Source organism: Solirubrobacter ginsenosidimutans (assembly GCF_027587205.1).
The window spans coordinates 1-17,200 of sequence record NZ_JAPDOD010000058.1; the positions used below are offsets into that span (position 1 = coordinate 1).

At 71.3% G+C, this 17,200-nt stretch carries 13 protein-coding genes; 4 read left to right on the top strand and 9 right to left on the bottom strand.

From position 1 onward, the window contains the following. Window positions 1-283: hypothetical protein (locus tag OM076_RS37605; RefSeq protein WP_270045326.1), on the bottom strand; the 283-nt coding region annotated here is incomplete at its 3' end. Window positions 284-366: 83 nt separating this feature from the next. On the opposite strand from OM076_RS37605, the gene OM076_RS37610 reads away from it, so the two are divergent. Genes OM076_RS37610 through OM076_RS37620 form a run of 3 tightly spaced genes read left to right on the top strand, consistent with a single transcriptional unit; the run spans window position 367 to window position 4,074 of the window. After that, window positions 367-723, top strand: a complete 357-nt coding sequence (locus OM076_RS37610) for a hypothetical protein (protein ID WP_270045327.1) — start codon at window positions 367-369, stop codon at window positions 721-723. Further along, window positions 720-1,250 carry an RES family NAD+ phosphorylase gene (locus OM076_RS37615; protein WP_270045328.1) on the top strand — a complete coding sequence of 177 codons (531 nt, stop codon included), beginning with the start codon at window positions 720-722 and terminating at the stop codon, window positions 1,248-1,250. The genes OM076_RS37610 and OM076_RS37615 overlap by 4 nt, the downstream gene beginning before the upstream one ends. Beyond that, complete coding sequence (locus OM076_RS37620; RefSeq protein ID WP_270045329.1) at window positions 1,225-4,074, top strand: helix-turn-helix transcriptional regulator; 2,850 nt, start codon at window positions 1,225-1,227, stop codon at window positions 4,072-4,074. The genes OM076_RS37615 and OM076_RS37620 overlap by 26 nt, the downstream gene beginning before the upstream one ends. Here OM076_RS37620 and OM076_RS37625 read toward each other — a convergent pair. The 4 genes from OM076_RS37625 to OM076_RS37640 form a co-directional block, all read right to left on the bottom strand. After that, window positions 4,071-5,024: a putative metal-binding motif-containing protein gene (locus OM076_RS37625; RefSeq protein ID WP_270045330.1), complete on the bottom strand. Its 954-nt coding sequence runs from the start codon at window positions 5,022-5,024 to the stop codon at window positions 4,071-4,073. The genes OM076_RS37620 and OM076_RS37625 overlap by 4 nt on opposite strands. 58 nt (window positions 5,025-5,082) lie before the next feature. Continuing rightward, the gene (locus OM076_RS37630) at window positions 5,083-6,753 is read right to left on the bottom strand and encodes a carboxypeptidase-like regulatory domain-containing protein (RefSeq protein WP_270045331.1); all 1,671 of its coding nucleotides are present in this window, start codon (window positions 6,751-6,753) and stop codon (window positions 5,083-5,085) included. Window positions 6,754-6,885: 132 nt separating this feature from the next. Continuing rightward, on the bottom strand, window positions 6,886-9,789 hold the full coding sequence (locus OM076_RS37635; protein ID WP_270045332.1) for a PKD domain-containing protein: 2,904 nt from the start codon (window positions 9,787-9,789) through the stop codon (window positions 6,886-6,888). A 60-nt stretch (window positions 9,790-9,849) separates the two neighbouring features. Then, window positions 9,850-10,479 (bottom strand): hypothetical protein, encoded by a 630-nt coding sequence (locus tag OM076_RS37640; protein WP_270045333.1) that lies wholly within the window; start codon window positions 10,477-10,479, stop codon window positions 9,850-9,852. Between the two features lie 76 nt (window positions 10,480-10,555). Between OM076_RS37640 and OM076_RS37645 the strand changes: the two genes are divergently transcribed. Beyond that, window positions 10,556-11,479: a LysR family transcriptional regulator gene (locus OM076_RS37645; protein WP_270045334.1), complete on the top strand. Its 924-nt coding sequence runs from the start codon at window positions 10,556-10,558 to the stop codon at window positions 11,477-11,479. Window positions 11,480-11,564: 85 nt separating this feature from the next. Here OM076_RS37645 and hutI read toward each other — a convergent pair whose 3' ends face one another. The 4 genes from hutI to hutH are packed head-to-tail and all read right to left on the bottom strand — an operon-like array spanning window position 11,565 to window position 17,111. After that, complete coding sequence (gene hutI / locus OM076_RS37650; RefSeq protein ID WP_270045335.1) at window positions 11,565-12,710, bottom strand: imidazolonepropionase; 1,146 nt, start codon at window positions 12,708-12,710, stop codon at window positions 11,565-11,567. A gap of 44 nt (window positions 12,711-12,754) precedes the next feature. Further along, window positions 12,755-13,924, bottom strand: coding sequence for a formimidoylglutamate deiminase (locus OM076_RS37655; protein ID WP_270045336.1), 1,170 nt, complete (start codon window positions 13,922-13,924; stop codon window positions 12,755-12,757). Beyond that, window positions 13,921-15,564 carry a urocanate hydratase gene (gene hutU, locus OM076_RS37660; RefSeq protein WP_270045337.1) on the bottom strand — a complete coding sequence of 548 codons (1,644 nt, stop codon included), beginning with the start codon at window positions 15,562-15,564 and terminating at the stop codon, window positions 13,921-13,923. The genes OM076_RS37655 and hutU overlap by 4 nt, the downstream gene beginning before the upstream one ends. Further along, window positions 15,561-17,111 (bottom strand): histidine ammonia-lyase, encoded by a 1,551-nt coding sequence (hutH, locus tag OM076_RS37665; RefSeq protein WP_270045338.1) that lies wholly within the window; start codon window positions 17,109-17,111, stop codon window positions 15,561-15,563. The genes hutU and hutH overlap by 4 nt, the downstream gene beginning before the upstream one ends. Between the last annotated feature and the right edge of the window lie 89 nt (window positions 17,112-17,200).

Genomic DNA, 17,200 nt, shown 5'->3' on the forward strand with positions numbered 1-17,200 from the left:
GCGGATGCGCCAAGGCCTTGGCAATCCGAGCCTCCGAGGTCTCCCCCGAAGGACGATGTCCATTAGTAGATGAGGTTGGTGAAATGGTGGGCATGGTCAGCACCCAGACTAATTCACAAACATAAGGAGTTGCATGGACGATCTGTTGAAGCTTTAGCCGCTGACGCCATTGATACTCGATCAATCGTTCAAATCGATCATCTCCGAGCTCGAGGCGGTGGAGATCTCTCTTGGCGCACGAGAGGGCACCGCGCCTGAGCGGGCGCGTCTGGCCGCCGTTCATCGACGCGCTCCTGCCACATGTCGTCCCCCCCGCTCTCCGCAGCGGGGCATTCCCACCGAACGGCCGAAGCTCGGCTGAAGTTCATGAGCGAACATGGCGCGTGGCCAGGCTCCGAAGTTGCCGATCGAGCCGGTTCGCACGCCATCAACCGCTCGGCTCTAGCCTCCTCGTGGCGCGCGGCCGGCCGCGTGCTCGCCGTCGAATGGAACGGGAGCACGGTCTTTCCGGCGTTCCAGTTCGACGCCGACGTACAGCCGCGACCCGCGATCGCGACCGTCCTGGCCCACCTTCGCGCGGCCGGCCTCAGCGAGTGGCAGCAGGCGCTCTGGTTCAACGCCGTGACCGGGTGGCTGGGCGATCGCCGCCCCGTCGACCTGCTCGACATCGAGCCCGCGGCGGTGATCGCGGCGGCGGCCGCGTTCCACGACCGGCCGACGTGATCTACGAACCGATCGCCGCGGGCACGGAGTTGGTCCGCGTGCACCATCGCCGCTTCGCCCCGGACGAGTTCAGCACGCCGCGCCGGCTCCCGTTCGGCCCGCCGGTCATCCCCACGCTCGACGCCGCCCGCGACGATGCCACGGCGATCGCCGAGGCCCAGTTCCACGACGTCCCGCCCGGCGGTGATGTGCCGCGCGCGGCGCTGGAGGGACGCGTCCTCACCCGCCTGCGCGCCACCCGCGCTCTCCAGCTCATCATGCTCAGCGACCCCTCACTCCTCGAGGCTCCTGCGTCCGACTACGCACACACCGCGGAGGTCGCCAAGCGTCTCCACGACGACGCGCCCGCGGCCGACGGCATCGCCTGGGCCTCGCGGCACTTCCCCGCTCAGCGGGCGCTCGTGCTCTTCGGCGACCGGATCGCCGACCTGATCGCGCTCTCCCGCCCGCTGCCCCTCGATCGCGGTGCCGGGCTGCTCCTCGCCGAGGAGGTCGCGATGCGTGCTGACGTCGGCCTCCTCCTATGAGAGGATCGTGATGGTGATCGGGCGAGAACGTGAACTGGCCCGGTTGCGCCAAGCGCTTGACGCGTTGCAGGCCGGCGCGCCCGGCGTGGTCGCCGTCGTGGGCGAGCCGGGGATCGGCAAGTCGCGGCTCCTGCGCGCCCTGCGCGAGGACGCGGACGCCCGCGGCCTCGTCGTGCTCAAGGGCAGAGCGGCGGAGTTCGAGCGCGATCTGCCCTACGGCGCGCTCGTCGACGCGCTCGACGAGCACCTGCGCACGCTCGACCCTCCCCGCCTGCGCGGCCTGGAGCTCCAGCAGCTCGCCGGGATCTTCCCCGCCCTGGAGGACGAGGCGCCCGCCGCCCCGACGCTCGCCGCCGAGCGCTACCGCACGCACCGCGCCGTGCTCGAGCTGGTCGGCCGGCTCGCCGCCACCCGTCCGCTGGTGCTCACGCTCGACGACATGCAGGACGCCGATCCGGCGCTGCTCGAGCTGCTGGTCACGCTGCTGCGCCGGACCCCGCAGGCGCGGGTGCTGGTGGCGATGGCGATGCGCAGCGCGCAGATCCCGCTGCTGCTCGCCGAAGCCCTCCACCACGCCCAGCGCGACGGAACGATCACGCGCCTGGACCTCGGCCCGCTCGACCCCGGCGACGCGCTCGCGCTGATCGGCTCCGGCGTGCCGCCCGCGCACCGCGACGCGGTCCTGCGCGAGAGCGGCGGCAACCCGTTCTACCTCCAGCAGCTCGTGCGCGCCCGTGCGGGAAGCGCCCAGCTCCCGACAACCGTGACGGAGGCGATCCGAGGCGAGCTGCGGGCCCTCGACGCGCCGGCGCGGCGCCTGCTGGAGGGCGCGACGGTCGCCGGCGACCCGTTCGAGCCCGACCTCGCGGCGGCGGCCGCCCAGATCGACCCCGACGAAGCGCTGGACCAGCTCGACGGGCTGCTGGCGGCGGGCCTCGTGCGCGAGACGAGCGTGCCGCGCCAGTTCACGTTCCGCCATCCGCTGGTGCGCCGCGCGGTGTATGAGAGCGCGGGTGGCGGCTGGCGGCTCGCCGCGCACGCCCGCGTGGCCGCGGCACTGGAGCGCCGCGGCGCCGCGCCCGTCCAGCTCGCCCACCACGTCCAGTTCTCCGCCGCACACGGGGACGAGGCCGCGATCGCCCTGCTGCGCGCCGCGGGCGACGCCGTCCGCCCGCAGACGCCCGCGAGCGCTGCCCGCTGGTACGAGGCCGCGCTCCGGCTGCTCCCCGGACCCAACGCCGAGCGCCGCCGCTGCCTGCTGGAGGACCTCGCGGGCGCGGAGTCGGCGGCCGGGCGCCTCGAGGAGAGCCGGCGCGCGCTGCTGGAGGCGCTCGCGCTCGCCCCGGACCGCGGCAGCCCCGAGCACACCCGCCTGGTCGCGGGCTGCGCGGCCACGGAGCACTGGCTCGGCCGCCACGACGAGGCCCGGCGCCGGCTGCTGGCGGCTTTGAGCGAGGTCGGGGACTCCCCCGTCCTGTGGCTCGAGCTGGCCTTCGACGCCCTCTACGGGCTCGATCTGGAGACGAGCGCGCGGCGCGCCGAGCAGGCGCTCGAGCACGCCGACCGGCTCACGACTGCCTCGGCGGCGGCGCTGCTGTCACTCGTCCGCGCCGCCGGCGGGCAGCGCGAACAGGCCGAGCAGGCGCTCGACGCGGCGCTGGCCGCGACCGCCCAGCTCGCCGACCACGAGCTGGCGGAGCGGCTGGAGACGCTCTGGTACCTCGCCTGGTCGGAGACGTTCCTGGACCGCTACGACGCCGCGCTGGAGCACGCCCGCCGCGGGTTGGAGCTGAGCCGCGCGACCGGGCAGGACCGCCTGATCGTCCCGCTCACGCTCTCGTTCGTCTTCCCGCTGGAGATGCAGGGCCGGATCGGCGAGGCGCGCGACGCCGGCACGGCGGCGGTGGACGCGGCGCGCCTGAGCGGCAACCACCACCACCTCTCGTGGGCGCTGTGGGAGTACGGGCTGACGTGCTGGTACAGCGGGGACACCGCGGGCGCGCGGGTCGCGCTGGAGGAGAGCCGCGAGCTGGCCGACGAGACCGGGCGCAACATCCTTTGGGAGTCCGAGCCGGGCTGGGCGCTGAGCACCGTGCTGGCCGAGGAGGGCGATTTCGCGGCGAGCCGCGCGACGACCCTTCGCTGGTGCGGCGGCGTCGAGTTGCCGCTGGTGGTCCCGGCCGAGCGCAGCATCGGCTGGGACATCCTCACCGACACCGCGATCGGCCTGCTCCAGCTCGACGAGGCCGAGTCCTACGTCGCGCGCATCGAGGCCAACCTCGTGCGCCCGCTGGCCGGCGTGCTGGCGAAGCGCTCGCGGGCGGCCTTGGAGCTCGCGCGCGGCGACGCGGGTGCGGCGGCGGCGACCGCGCGTGAGGCGCAGGCGCTCGGGCAGGCGGCGGGGCTGCGGTTCGAGTGCCGGCGCGCGCAGGTGCTGCTCGGCCGAGCGCTCGCGGCGGGCGGCGACCGCGCGGGTGCGATCCGCGAGCTCCGCGACGCCGAGCTCGCACTCGACGAAGGCGGCGCGCACGCCCACCGCGACGACGCCCGGCGCGAGCTGCGCAAGCTCGGCCACCGCGTCGATCAGGTCCGCCGTCGCGCTGCGCCGACCGACGCGCTCGGCGGCCTCGCGACGCTCTCCGCACGCGAGCGCGAGGTCGTCGCGCTGGTCGCCGCGGGCCGTACCAATCCGGCGATCGCGGAGGAGCTCTTCCTCTCGGTCAAGACCGTCGAGACCCACCTGCGCAACGTCTTCGGCAAGCTCGGCGTGGCCTCACGAGCCGAAGTGGCGGCGACGTTCGCGCGCGGCGCCGAACGCGTCTAACAGCGTCGCTGCGGCGTGTTCGAGCCGAGCGGGATGCACATCGAGCGGCTGCTCGGGTTGACCCCGCGCCGGATCACGTAGCGCGTCACCTTGCTGATCATGTTCGGCGAACTGATCACGACATCGATGGTGATGCCGTGCCGCAGCCGGTGCTTGAAGAGCTTCGTGAGCGAGGTCTCGCCGTTGGCGTCGAGGACCTTGCGCCGCTGCTTGAACGGGCACCCGCGGCCTTTGCACAGCACGTCGACCTGCGCGCCGGCCGGCGCGTCGCGCACCTGCATCAGCTTCACGCGCGGGTCCGTGCGGCGGGTGACCGTCCAATCGCTCTTGACGATCGCCAGCACCTTGCCTGGCTGGTCGCCGCCGGAGCAGTCGTCGTCGATGCCGTTGCCGGGGATCTCCCGCGCGCCGGGGTGGACCGTGTTGTTGACGTCGGAGCAGTCGACCGAGGACGGGTACCCGTCGCCGTCCTGATCGATCGCGGGCGACGGCGGCGCGGGCGTCGGCGTGGGCGTCGGCGAGACACCGGGCTGCGGGGTGGGCGCCGGCGACGCGGGCCGCGCGATCGTGTGCGTCGCGCACCGTCCGTCCGAACGGCACAGGTCGTAGCGCACCGACGCGATCGTGTTCGGGCTGGTGTCGATGCGCCGGTCGATGTTGCGGTAGACCGCGCTCCCGTCGCTGGTGTCGTAGCTGAACAGGCCCTGACCGCTCGTTCCGAGCGCCGTGACCGTCATCTTCACCGCGCAGCAGTCCGGCGTGCCCGCATCCTTGACCTGGCCGCGCGGGAACACCGCCGTCGCGGGCAACAACGCGCCGCTGTCGGGGTCATTGAACGGATTGTCGGCGACCACGCCGTACGCCCACGTGACATCGAACTTGAACGCCTGCGCCGGGGCCGCGAATGCCAATAACGCCCCAACGATCGCTGCCCCGACGACTGCCCGCATCGCGGGCGAGGATGCCAGGTCACCCTCGCCCTTGTCGAGTCCGTCAACTGACTTTCACTCACGGACGCACGCGGACCGTGAGAGAGCGGCTCGCCCCGCGCGCATACGGAAACGCGGAATCTTCGTCGGCGACGACTCGGAACCGGTACGTCGTCGCACTGAACGTGCGACGGAAGCGATAGCGCAGCGAGAACCGTCCGCTCCGCGACGTCCGCACGCGACGTCGAGTCGTCGCGACGGGAACCCAGCGCCCGGGCTCGCGAGCCTCGAGCGAAACGAGGAGCCCGCCTTGAGGGATGGGTCCGGCAACCCGGCCGTCGAAGACGACAGACTTCCCATTCCGTACGCGGGCGTGACGAGCGCGCGCGGTGATCTGAGCGGGAACCACGACATCAACGAGCGCCACCGCCGAGGCGCCTTCGCTCGAGGGCGCGGTGTAACTCACGCGCAACGTTCGAGATGGGCCGCGAGGGACTTGCAGCCGGTACGCACCGCGGGCATCCGTCACGGCCGTACCTACCGTCTCCCAACCGCCGAAGGGCGCATTGCTCTTCGGCAAGTAGCCGCGGCTCTCCACGACCACGAGAGCTCCACCGATCGCATTGGAGTCGGCATCGACGAGGCTGCCTCGCAGCTGAAAGGCCTTCGCAGACCGTTGCCGGCGAGTACCAGGAGCGGTGATCTTCAACTGGGCCGGCCGGGGGTTTGCCCGCGCGGTTCCTTCCGCGTTTGTACCGATCTCGTACGCGTCCGACTGCCAGACCAGAGTTCGATTTCCCGCCGCATCTTCCGCGACCACCCGAAAGTCGTGACTGCCGACCCCGAGGCGGGTGTTATCCATCGACAGCGATGCATCGCCCACCGCGGTGGGACATGGTTGCGGCGACGAGAATTCGTAGAGGTACCCAGTTTCGCCTAGCGGCCGGCATGAGCTACCCCCGAGAATCGACTCCGCGAATTGCAGCCAGGGTCCTTCGTGGTGCGGGCGAACCTCTCCGAGCAACCGAAACACACCGACCCCTTTATCCGTGACAGAGAACCGGATCGTCTCGACTCCTGTGTGGACCTGATCCGACACGACGGGACCGGTTGGCGCTACCGCCGTGGGTGGCGAAGCGTCCGATATGGAGGCAGCGAACGCCCCGAGCTCCATCGTCGCTGCGACCTTCGGCTCGACGTCGCAGATACCGCCGCAGCCAGCAGTCATCTCGAGCCAGGAACTTGCAAATTCGCTCGCCCGAACCAGGTTGGCGGAACTCGACCACCACGGACGGCTTCCTTGGCAGCCCATCGTGTCCGGTGCGCCGTCAGGGCTCTTGTAAACGATCATCGATTTCGGCTCACCCACTGGTGCTTGCCATCGGAAGCGCGCGAGCGCCCAGAACGAGAAAGCACGTCCGCACACCCAGGCCTTGAACTCCGAAATCGTGGTGGCGTCTGCAGATCGAAAGGTCCAGCTCAGCTCTTGCGAACCGTCAACGTGGGCGCCGTCTCGTTCAATTTCGAGTCGAAGTGCGCCGGTTGGCCCGTCGGCGCAGCTATCCCTGACGCCTGCACGAGGCACGGCATTGTCAGCGGACAGAGTCCAGCCGTCCGTGCCGACGGTCCGGCCCGACGGCGTGTGACACGAATACACAACCATCGTCCCGGCGTGCGCAGGCTGGACCGACAGCCCAACGGCGACGACCAGAGTGGCGATGACCTGAATGCAGAGGCGTTTGATGAGCACTCGGAGCTCCTACATGTGGGTCGGGAAATCTATACGCAACCGACCTCTGTAGGCGGGAGCGACAAGAACTCGCCCCCTTCCAGACCTGCCGCGTCACCGCCGCCCTGTCGAGCGGCGGCGACGCGATTTCAGTTAGCGGCCGACGACGCCCGCGTCCGTGACTGCGCGGACGGTGACGCGCTTGGCGCGCGCGGTGGTGCGCAGGATCAGCGAGCGGGTCGTGACCTGCTTGACGATGCGGCGGCCGTCGGAGAGCGCGATCGTGACGACGTAGCGCTCGGCGCCGATCGTGGCCTTCCAACTGACGGCCAGGCGGGTGCCGCGCTTGGCGGCCTTGACGCCCTTCACGAGGCCCGGCCGGAAGACCTTCGGCGCCTGGTAGTGGCCGACGACGAATTGGTCGGAGACCATCCCGTCCTGCTCGACGATCGCGACGATCTCGCGCTTCTCGCCCGCGCCGCCGGCGGGGTGGAAGTTCAGCGCGCCGGTGAGCTTGCTCACGGCGCCGATGGCGCCGGAAGTGCTGGGCCCGCGCTCGATGAACGAGACCGTCTGCCCGGGCTCCTTGGTGACGGAGTAGGTGAGCTTGCGCTGCGCGCCCTTGCCGGTGACCTGCACGTCGACCTTGGGCCGCTCCATCGCGTTGGCGACCTTCAGCGAGGTGACCGGCGCGGAGCCGTCCTCGACGATGACCTTCCACTCACCCGCGCTGGGGCGCATGACCGCGACCTGCGTGAGGTTGGCCTGCGGGTTCTTCATCAGGAAGAACGGCTTGGCCTCGACCGGCATCAGGTCCTCAGGGGTCGAGATGCGCTCGCCCTTGGGGCCGACAAGGGTGATCTTCGGCGGGGCGCCGGCGCCGGTGGCGGCGAAGACGGTCCCCGGCAGGCCCGCGGGGACGGTGATCGTCCGCTCCTCCACTGAGGCGGCCATGGCGCGGTTGAGGTTCTCGCGGTACGGGCCGAGCGAGCAGCCGGAGAAGTACGGCGTCGGCAGCGAGTCGCCCCACTTGTAGCCGAAGCCCGGGCGCCAGTCGTCGACCCAGTAGTCGATGACCATGCAGACCGCGATGCCCTTGGAGGAGACGAGCGCGTTGACGCCGCGGCAGAAGTCGACGAACTCCAGGCAGCCCTTCACTCCGCCCTCGGCGTTGAACTTCTTGCCGAGCACGCCGACGTCGAGGTGCCCTCTGATCGACGCGAACCCGTCCCAGCCGTAGTTGAACTTGCCCGACACCTTCAGGAAGCCGTCGGTGTGGGCTTCGAACGTCGCGTCGGCGAACGGGATCGGCCCGACCTTCATCTTGCCGAACGCGCGCATGACCGACGGGCGGTCGTCATAGGTGGCCAGGCCGAGGCCGGCGTCGAGCGAGACCAGGCTCGCGCCGAGGACGCTCGGACCGCCGGTCAGCCCGACCTCGCCGCAGAGCGCGAACGTCGGGACGCCGTAGTCGTACGTCGTCTTGTAGCCGAGGAACTCGTACGTCTCGACGCCCAGGTGCGGGACGCATTCGCTCTTCTTCGGGTCGACCTCGACGCGGAACTTGATGCGCTGCAGGAAGACCGGCCCGAACGGACCCGCGCCCGGCGAGCCGAACTGGAGCTCGGCGCCCGCGAAGTTGAAGTCGCCCTTGTAGATCCCCGCCTTGGCCTCCAGCGAGGCGTCGAGCACCGGCAACCGCAGGTTGGCCTCGATCTCCCACAGGCCGTCACCGTCGTAGCGAACGAGCAGCCCGTTGAGCGCGATCGGGCCGATCGACGCGCTCGGGACGGTGAACTCGAACGCGTCGTCGGCGGACGCGACCGTCCCCAGCGGCGTGCTCGAGCGCTGCGTGAGCACGATCGGCTTCTCCGACGTCGGCGCCCCGAACGCGTCCGGCAGCTTCACGTAGAAGCTCGTCCGGCTCACGCCGGCGGACGGCAGCTCGAAGAAACGCGGCGCGCCGGTGATCCGCAGCCCATTGACGGTCTGCCCGTCATAGGCCGCGACGTTCTGCAGCTTGCCGTCGCGCAGGACCCAGTGCAACGGCCCCGCCTGCACCTGCACGAAGCCCGCCTTGAACGGGAGCGTCGCGATGGCGTCGCCGCCGATGATCTCGAAGCGCTGCAGGAGGCCGGATCCGATCACGTTGAGCATCACGCGCTTGCCGTTGCGCGGGGCGATCGTGATGCCATTAACGGTGACGGGGAACTCCGAGCGGTACTGCCTGCCGTTGTCGAGCGTGTAGCGGCGCAGGCACGGGCCGGTCGCGACGATCTTGGACACCCGCATCCAGGACTGGCACTCCGGCTCGAGCTTCTTGAGCACCATGCCGGTCTCGTCGGTGGCGCCGTCGTCGTCGGTCACCTTGAGCTTGAGGACCGCGGGCGCCTCGTCCTTGTAGGTCGTCGTCAGCGTGGGGCTCGCTCCGGTGTCGACGTCGTAGACGCCGTTGCCGTCGAGGTCCCACTGGTAGCGGACGATCGTGCCGTTGCCGTCGGTGGACTCGCTCGCGTCGAAGGTCTTCGGCTTGTCGAGCGCCACGATCGGCCCGAGACAGACCTGGGTCGGCCCCATCGGCGCGCATTGACGGGCGATCCGGGCTTGAGGCGGGAGGTTGATCTTCGGGCCGTGGATGACCGTCGGCACCGGCTCGGGGGTGTTCGTCGCGGTCGGCGTGGGGGTCGGGGTCGGGGTCGCCGTGCCGCCCGCCTTGACCACGATCGTGCGCGTCGCGACGTCGGTGGCCGTGACGGTGCCGATCCGGCGCACCCGCAGAGCGACGCGGTGCGCACCGGGCGTGGTGAACGTGTGGGTCATCGCCATCGACGTGCCGTCGTCGAACTGGTCGTCGGCGTCGAGGTCCCACGCGAACTCGAGCTTGGCGTTGGTCGGGTTCTTCGTCGTGTCGGTCAGCGTCACGAGCTCGTTGACCGTGGGCTCGGCCGGCGTGACCTCAAACGACGCTTCCAGCGGTGTCTGTGCTCCGGCGGTGGCGGCGCCCAACAGGGCGAGGATGCACACCCAGAAGAGCAGGGTCGGTCTCAGCAGTTTCATGCCCGCAACCATCCGGGCCGGCGGGCGCGCGGGCATCGGGCGACACCCGGATCCGGGTGCTCAGGGTGCGGGCAACCGCCCCCCGGCGCACGCTCGAGGTGTGGTTACCTCGGGGTCGGGGACCGGATCCGGGCGCCCGGCGACCTTGCAGAGCGCGAAGCGACCGGTGGTGAAGTCGAGGCTCGCGCGGTAGAGGTGACCGATCTCACCGCCGGAGGAGGCGGCGCTGCGGCCGATCTCACTGGTGACGGCGACGCAGGAGTAACTGCCGGCGGCCTTCCGGGGGTCGAGCTCGGGCGGCGGCTCGCCGACGGTCTTCGGGAACGGCTCGCAGCGGGCGTGCAGGACCGGGCCGTCGAGCCGGCGTGCCCGGGCGTCGGCGACGATCGCGGACCCGAGGTCGCGCAGCATCGCCGGCCGCTGGGACGCCGTCGAGCGGCCGAAGCGCGGGCGCTGCTCGCGGATCAGCGCCGCGACGCTCGCCGCGTGGCGCGCGGCCTCAGCGTGCCGCTCCGCCGCGGCGTGTGCCCGTTGATCGCGGCGGATGGCCGGTACGAGGATGGCCGTGAACGCGAGCGCCGCCACCAACACCAGCGCGAGCCCGAAGCGCGCGCGGCGGCCGGTCCGGTGCCACAGCCATCCCGGCAGCTGATCGATGCTCGGCATCGGCTGATAGCGCTGTTCGTCCACGACGGCCAGTATCGGGGCGCATTGTCGTCAAGCACAAGCACCGGTTGGTGACGGTCGGCGTAAGCTGTGCTTACGAATGCTCGACTTGCGCCGGCTGCGACTGCTGAGTGAGCTGGCCCGGCGCGGCACGATCGCCGAGGTCGGGCGGGCGGTCGGCTACTCGGCGTCGGCGGTCTCGCAGTCGCTCGCGCAGCTCGAGCGCGAGGTGGGCATGCCGCTGCTGGAACGCGACGGGCGACACGTGCGCCTCACCCCGGCGGCGCGGCGCCTCGTCGCGCGCACCGACCTCGTGCTGGCGGAGCTCGATGCCGCCGAAGCCGAGCTCGCCGCCGAGCATGGCACCGTGCAGGGCGAAGTGATCATCGGCGCGTTCCCCAGCGCAGCGGCCGAACTCGTCGCTCCCGCGGTGCGGGCGCTCGCGGTCGAGCATCCCGCGCTCGCGTGCTCGATCCGGGAGCACGAGCCCGAGGACGGCATCGGGCTGCTGCGCTCCGGGGAGCTCGACATGCTGCTGTCGGAGCGCTACGACGACGTGCCGGGCGCCCCTGCCGGCGGCCTGGAGGAGCACGTGCTGCTCTCCGAGCCGCTGCTGCTGGCGCTGCCGGCGGCGGTGGCCGAGCCGGTCGCGCTCGCGGACATGGCCGGCCGGCCATGGATCAGCGGGATCGCCGGGACCCAGTACGTCGGCGCCGTCGAGCAGGCCTGCCAGGCGGCGGGCTTCACCCCACGGATCGCGCACCGCGCCGACGACGCCGGGCTGATCCTCGCGCTCGTGGCGGCCGGCCTCGGCGCCGCATTCGTGCCGGAGTTGGCCGCTACGCCCACCGCGGGCGTGCACTACGTCCGCGCACTGCCCGCGCCGCCGCGGCGTCACATCAGCGCGCTCGTGCGCCGCGGGGCGGTGCAGCGCCCGGCGCTCGCCGCGACGCTGGCATCCATCGCACGCGTTACCGGCGCATTACCGCGCCGTAGCCGCCACCCCCGAAGCTTCCTCCCATGAACAAGATCAAGCTTCTCGCGGTCAGCACCGCCATCACCGCTTCGCTGCTCCTGCCGACGCTGGCCGAGGCCCGCGCCACCTGGACCTAGCCGGCTCGCACGCCGCCGCGGAACACCGCGGCGACGAGCGGGACGCCTGGACGGTACGCCAGATGGATATGGCTTCCAGCATCGAGCAGGATCGCGTCGGCGCGGGCACCCGGCGCGAGATGACCAACGTCCGAGCGGCGCAGCGCTAGTGCTCCGCCCTTGGTTGCGGCCCAGACCGCTTCGTCGGTGGTCATGCCCATCTCTCGCACCGCGATCGCGATGCAGAACGGAAGGTTCGTCGTGTAGCTCGAGCCGGGGTTGCAGTCGGCGGCGAGCGCGACGGTGACGCCGGCGTCGATCAGGCGCCGCGCGTCGGGATAGCGGGCGCGGGTCGAGAACTCCGCGCCCGGCAGCAGGGTGGCGACGGTGTCGGAGTTCGCGAGGGCGTCGATGTCGTCGTCGGTGACGTGGGTGACGTGGTCCGCGGAGGCCGCGTGCAGTTCGACCGCGAGTTGCACGCCGGGCCCGTGGCCCAGCTGGTTGGCGTGGACTCGCGGCGTGAGGCCCTTCTTGATGCCCGCCTCGAGGATCGCGCGGGTCTGGTCGCCGTCGAAGGCGCCCTTCTCGCAGAAGACGTCGATCCAGCGGGCGTGCGGCGCGCAGGCGTCGAGCATCTCGCCCTTGACGAGGTCGACGTAGGCGTCGGCGTCGTACTCCGGCGGGACGACGTGGGCGCCGAGGAAGGTGGTCTCGGGTGTGCGCGGCGTCGCGATCTCGAGGCTTCGCCGCTCGTCGGGCACGGTCAGGCCGTAGCCGGACTTGGTCTCGACGGTCGTCGTGCCGGAGCGCAGGGCCTCGTTGATCAGCCGGTCGAGGTTGCCGCCGAGCTGCTCGTCGCTGGCTTCTCGTGTGGCCTTGACCGTGGTCTTGATGCCGCCGGCCGTGTACGGGCGGCCTTCCATGCGGGCGGCGAACTCCTCCGCGCGGTCGCCGGCGAAGACCAGGTGGCCGTGGGAGTCGACGAAGCCGGGGATGACGGCCCGTCCGGCAGCGTCGACGCGCTCCCCGTCGACGCCTTCAGGTACCGAGCCTTTAGGTCCCGCATAGGTTACGAACGCGCCGTCGAACACCAGCGCCGCGCCTTGCACTGTGCCGATTTCAGGGTCGTTCGTGACCAGCGTTCCGATGTTGTCGATCAGCATAAAGCGCCCCTAAGGGGTCTGGCCCTTTAGGTGGGGTTTAAGGATCAGCACGGGCGGCCGCCGATGAACGTGTGAGTGACATCGGCGGCGGTCGCGGCGAAGACGATCGATTCGAGCAGCGTGTCGCGTTCGGCCGTCTCCAGGCGCGGCGAGTCGAGGCCGACCGTGACGAGATCGGCGAGCGCGCCGGGCTCGATCCGGCCGGCGTCCTCCCACCCGAGGCTCGCGTGGTTGGTCGCGCCGCGCAGCAGCGCCTGCGCCGTGAAGTGGCCGCGGCGCTCGGTCTTCAGCCGCAGGTTCAGCTCGACCGCCCGGGCTTCCTCGAAGAGGTCGATGATCGCGTGGCTGTCGGATCCGAGGCTGAGGTTGGGGCCGGCGTCGCCGATGCCATCGGCGAGGTCGCGCTCGGTCGTCGGGCACATGCAGATCGTGGTCTCGGCGAGGAGTTGCTTGTCGGCTTCGGTGAGGTGGGTGGCATGGATGGCGGTGGAGTTCGGGCCGAGCGCACCGTGCTCGGCCAGCAGGCGCACCGGCGTGAAGCCGTGCGCGGCGAGGCAGGCTTCATTCTCCGCGCGCTGCTCGGAGACGTGGAAGTGCAGCGGCTTGCCCTCGGCCCACTCGACCACGATGTCCATCTGGCGGGCGGGCACGGCACGGACGGAGTGGATAGCGGCCCCGACCTTCGCGCCTTTGATCTCGTCGACGCGTTCGACCCAGCCGAGCGCGTCGCCGTCGCTGAAGCGCGCCTGAGCGCCGGCGGGCGGCTCGCCGAAGCCGCCTGCGATGTAACAGGCGTCGAGCAGCGTGAGCCGGATGCCGACCTCCTTCGCCGCCGCGATCAGCGCGTCGCTGTGGTGCACGTAGTCGAACTCGCCCACGCAGGTGATCCCGGCCTTGACCATCTCGGTGTAGGTGCCCTTGGCCAGCTCGAACGTGTCGTCAGGCGTGATCCTGCCCGCGAGCGCGTACATGTCCTCGCGCCAGGTCCAGAAGCTGCCGCCGCCCCGTTGCGTGCGCCCGCGCAGCGCTCGCTGGAACGCGTGCGAATGCGCGTTGGCGAGGCCGGGGAGCGTGACGCCGCGCAGTCGCACCTCGCGATCACGTCGGACGCCGGGGGTGACCGCGGCGATGCGCTCACCCTCGACCTCGATCAGGACGTCCGCCGCGACCGAGTCACCGCCCAGCCACGCGAAATCGGCGTGATAGCGCGTCATTCCGCCATCGGCACGCGGACGCCGCGCTCGGCGGCGACCTCGGAGGCGCGGTCGTAGCCCGCGTCGACGTGGCGGATGACGCCCGTGGCGGGATCGTTGGTCAGCACCCGCTGGAGCTTCTTCGCCGCCAACTCCGTGCCATCCGCGACGCTCACCTGACCGGCGTGGATCGAGCGGCCGATGCCCACGCCGCCGCCGTGGTGGATCGAGACCCAGCTGGCGCCGGAGGCGACGTTCACCATCGCGTTCAACAGCGGCCAGTCGGCGATCGCGTCGGAGCCGTCGAGCATCGCCTCGGTCTCGCGGTAGGGCGAGGCGACCGAGCCGGTGTCGAGGTGGTCGCGGCCGATGACGATCGGGGCGGCGACCGCGCCACTCGCCACGAGGTCGTTGAACGCCGCGCCCGCGAGGTTGCGCTCGCCCTGGCCGAGCCAGCAGATCCGCGCCGGCAGGCCCTGGAACTGGACCTTCTCGGCCGCCATCTTCAGCCAGCGCGCGAGCGACTCGTTCTCCGGGAAGAGATCCAGCACGGCCTTGTCGGTGACGGCGATGTCCTTGGGATCGCCGGACAGCGCGGCCCAGCGGAACGGGCCGCGGCCCTCGCAGAAGAGCGGGCGGATGTAAGCGGGAACGAAGCCCGGGTACTCGAAGGCGCGCTCGTAGCCGCCGAGCTTGGCCTCGGCGCGCAGCGAGTTGCCGTAGTCGAAGACCTCGGCGCCCTTGTCCTGGAAGCCGACCATCGCCTCGACGTGGCGGGCCATGGACTCGCGGGCGCGGTCGGTGGCCCCTGGCTTCTGACGCTCGTCGGCCCAGTCCTCGAACGCCACACCCCGCGGGACGTACGCCAGCGGGTCGTGCGCGGAGGTCTGGTCGGTGACGATGTCAATCGGCGCGCCGCGCTGGAGGAGGTCGGGGAAGACCTCGGCGCAGTTGCCGAGCAGGCCGATGCTCAACGGCGTCTTGGCGTCGCGCGCCTCGATCGCGAGCTCGAGCGCGTGGTCGATGTCACGCGCCTCGACGTCGAGGTAGCCGGACTGCAGGCGGCGCACGATGCGTGAGGCATCGACCTCGACCGTGATCGAGACGCCGCCGGCCATTGACACCGCCAGCGGCTGCGCGCCGCCCATGCCACCCAGGCCGCCGGTCAAGGTGATCGTCCCGGCGAGCGAGCCGTTGAAGCGCTTCTCCCCCACCGCGGCGAACGTCTCATACGTCCCCTGGAGGATGCCCTGAGAGCCGATGTAGATCCACGAGCCGGCCGTCATCTGGCCGTACATCGTCAGCCCGAGCGCCTCGAGGCGGCGGAACTCGTCCCACGTCGCCCAGTCACCCACGAGGTTCGAGTTGGCGATCAGCACGCGCGGCGCCCACTCGTGGGTCTGCATGACGCCGACGGGCTTGCCGGACTGGACGAGCAGCGTTTCGTCGTCCTTCAAAGTCTTCAGCGTGCGGACGATGGCATCGAACGACGCCCAGTTGCGCGCCGCCTTCCCGGTGCCACCGTAGACCACGAGCTCCTGCGGGTGCTCCGCCACCTCAGGATCAAGGTTGTTTTGCAGCATCCGCAGCGCGGCTTCCTGCTGCCACCCCAGACACGAGAGGTCGGTTCCGCGCGCCGCGCGGATGGAAGAGACGGTCATGGCACCTCCAGATGGCCGGTCACAGACTCGGCGGCGCGCACGGCGCCGCCGTCACGAACGAAGGCCACGGCGGCCTCGATCTCAGGGGCGAGGAAACGGTCGGCGCCGGCGCCGGCGCACGTCTCGCGCAGCGCGGCGAGCACCGCGCCGGTGGCGGCGGCGGGCGCGAGGGGCGCGCGCAGGTCGATGCCACGCGCGGCGGTCAGCAGCTCGATCGCCAGCACGCGGGTCAGGCCGTCCAGCGCTCGGCGCAGCTTGCGCCCGGCGCTCCAGCCCATCGAGACGTGGTCCTCCTGCATGGCGGAGGACGGGATCGAGTCGACGCTTGCGGGAACCGCGAGGCGCTTGAGCTCGGAGACGATGGCCGCCTGCGTGTACTGGGCGATCATGTAGCCGCTGTCGACGCCCGGATCCTCGGCGAGGAACGGCGGCAGGCCGTGGTTGCGTGAGACATCGAGGAAGCGGTCGGTGCGCCGCTCGGCCATCGATGCCACATCGGCGGCGGCGATGGCCAGGAAGTCGAGCACGTAGCCGACGGGCGCGCCGTGGAAGTTGCCGTTGGACTCGACGCGGCCGTCGATGGTCACGACGGGGTTGTCGATCGCCGACGCGAGTTCCCGCGCCGCCACCATGGCGGCGTGCGCGACGGTGTCGCGCGCCGCTCCCGCCACCTGCGGCGCGCAGCGTAGCGAGTAGGCGTCCTGCACCCGCGTGTCCTCCGGCCCGCGATGGGACGCGACGATCGGGCTGCCGTGGAGGACGGCGCGCATGTTCGCGGCGGCGGCCGACTGGCCGGCCTGCGGGCGCAGCGCGTGCAGGTCGGCGGCGAAGACCCGGTCGGTGCCGAGAAGGCCCTCGACGCTCATGGCGGCGGTGATGTCAGCGACGACGAGGAGATTGCGGAGGTCGGCGATCGCCAGCGCGAGCATCCCGAGCATCCCGTCGGTCCCGTTGATCAGCGCGAGGCCTTCCTTCTCGGCCAGCACGACCGGCTCGATGCCGGCCTCGCGCAGCGCGTCGGCGGCGTCGCGCCGTGCCCCGGTCGCGTCGCGGACCGGACCCTCCCCCATCAGCGCCAGCGCGCAGTGCGAGAGCGGCGCCAGGTCGCCGGAGCAGCCGAGTGAGCCGTACTCGTGCACGACCGGGGTGATCCCCGCGGTCAGCAGCGCGGCGTAGGAGGTGGCCGTCTGGACCCGCACGCCCGTCCGGCCGGTGGCGAGCGTCGAGAGCCGCAGGAGCATCAGCGCGCGCACGACCTCGCGCTCGACCTCGTCGCCCGAGCCCGCGGCATGGCTGCGGATCAGCCCGCGCTGCAGCTCGAGGCGCTTCTCGACGGGGATGTGCAGCGTCGCGAGCGCGCCGAACCCCGTCGACACCCCGTAATGCGGCACGACGTCGGCCGCGAGCGAGTCGATCACCGCGCGGCTGCGCGCGATCTCGGCCAGCGCATCCGCCGACAGCTCGACGGGCGAACCTTCGCGTGCGACGGCGACGACGTCCTCGAGTGACGGCGCACCCACACCGACCATGACCGGCGACATGAACATGGGCCGCATCAGACCATCGCGCCCGCCTGTGGGAAAGCAACTCGCGGCGGTACTGTCTCGGATCTGAGACAAAACGCCCCCGCCGCCGC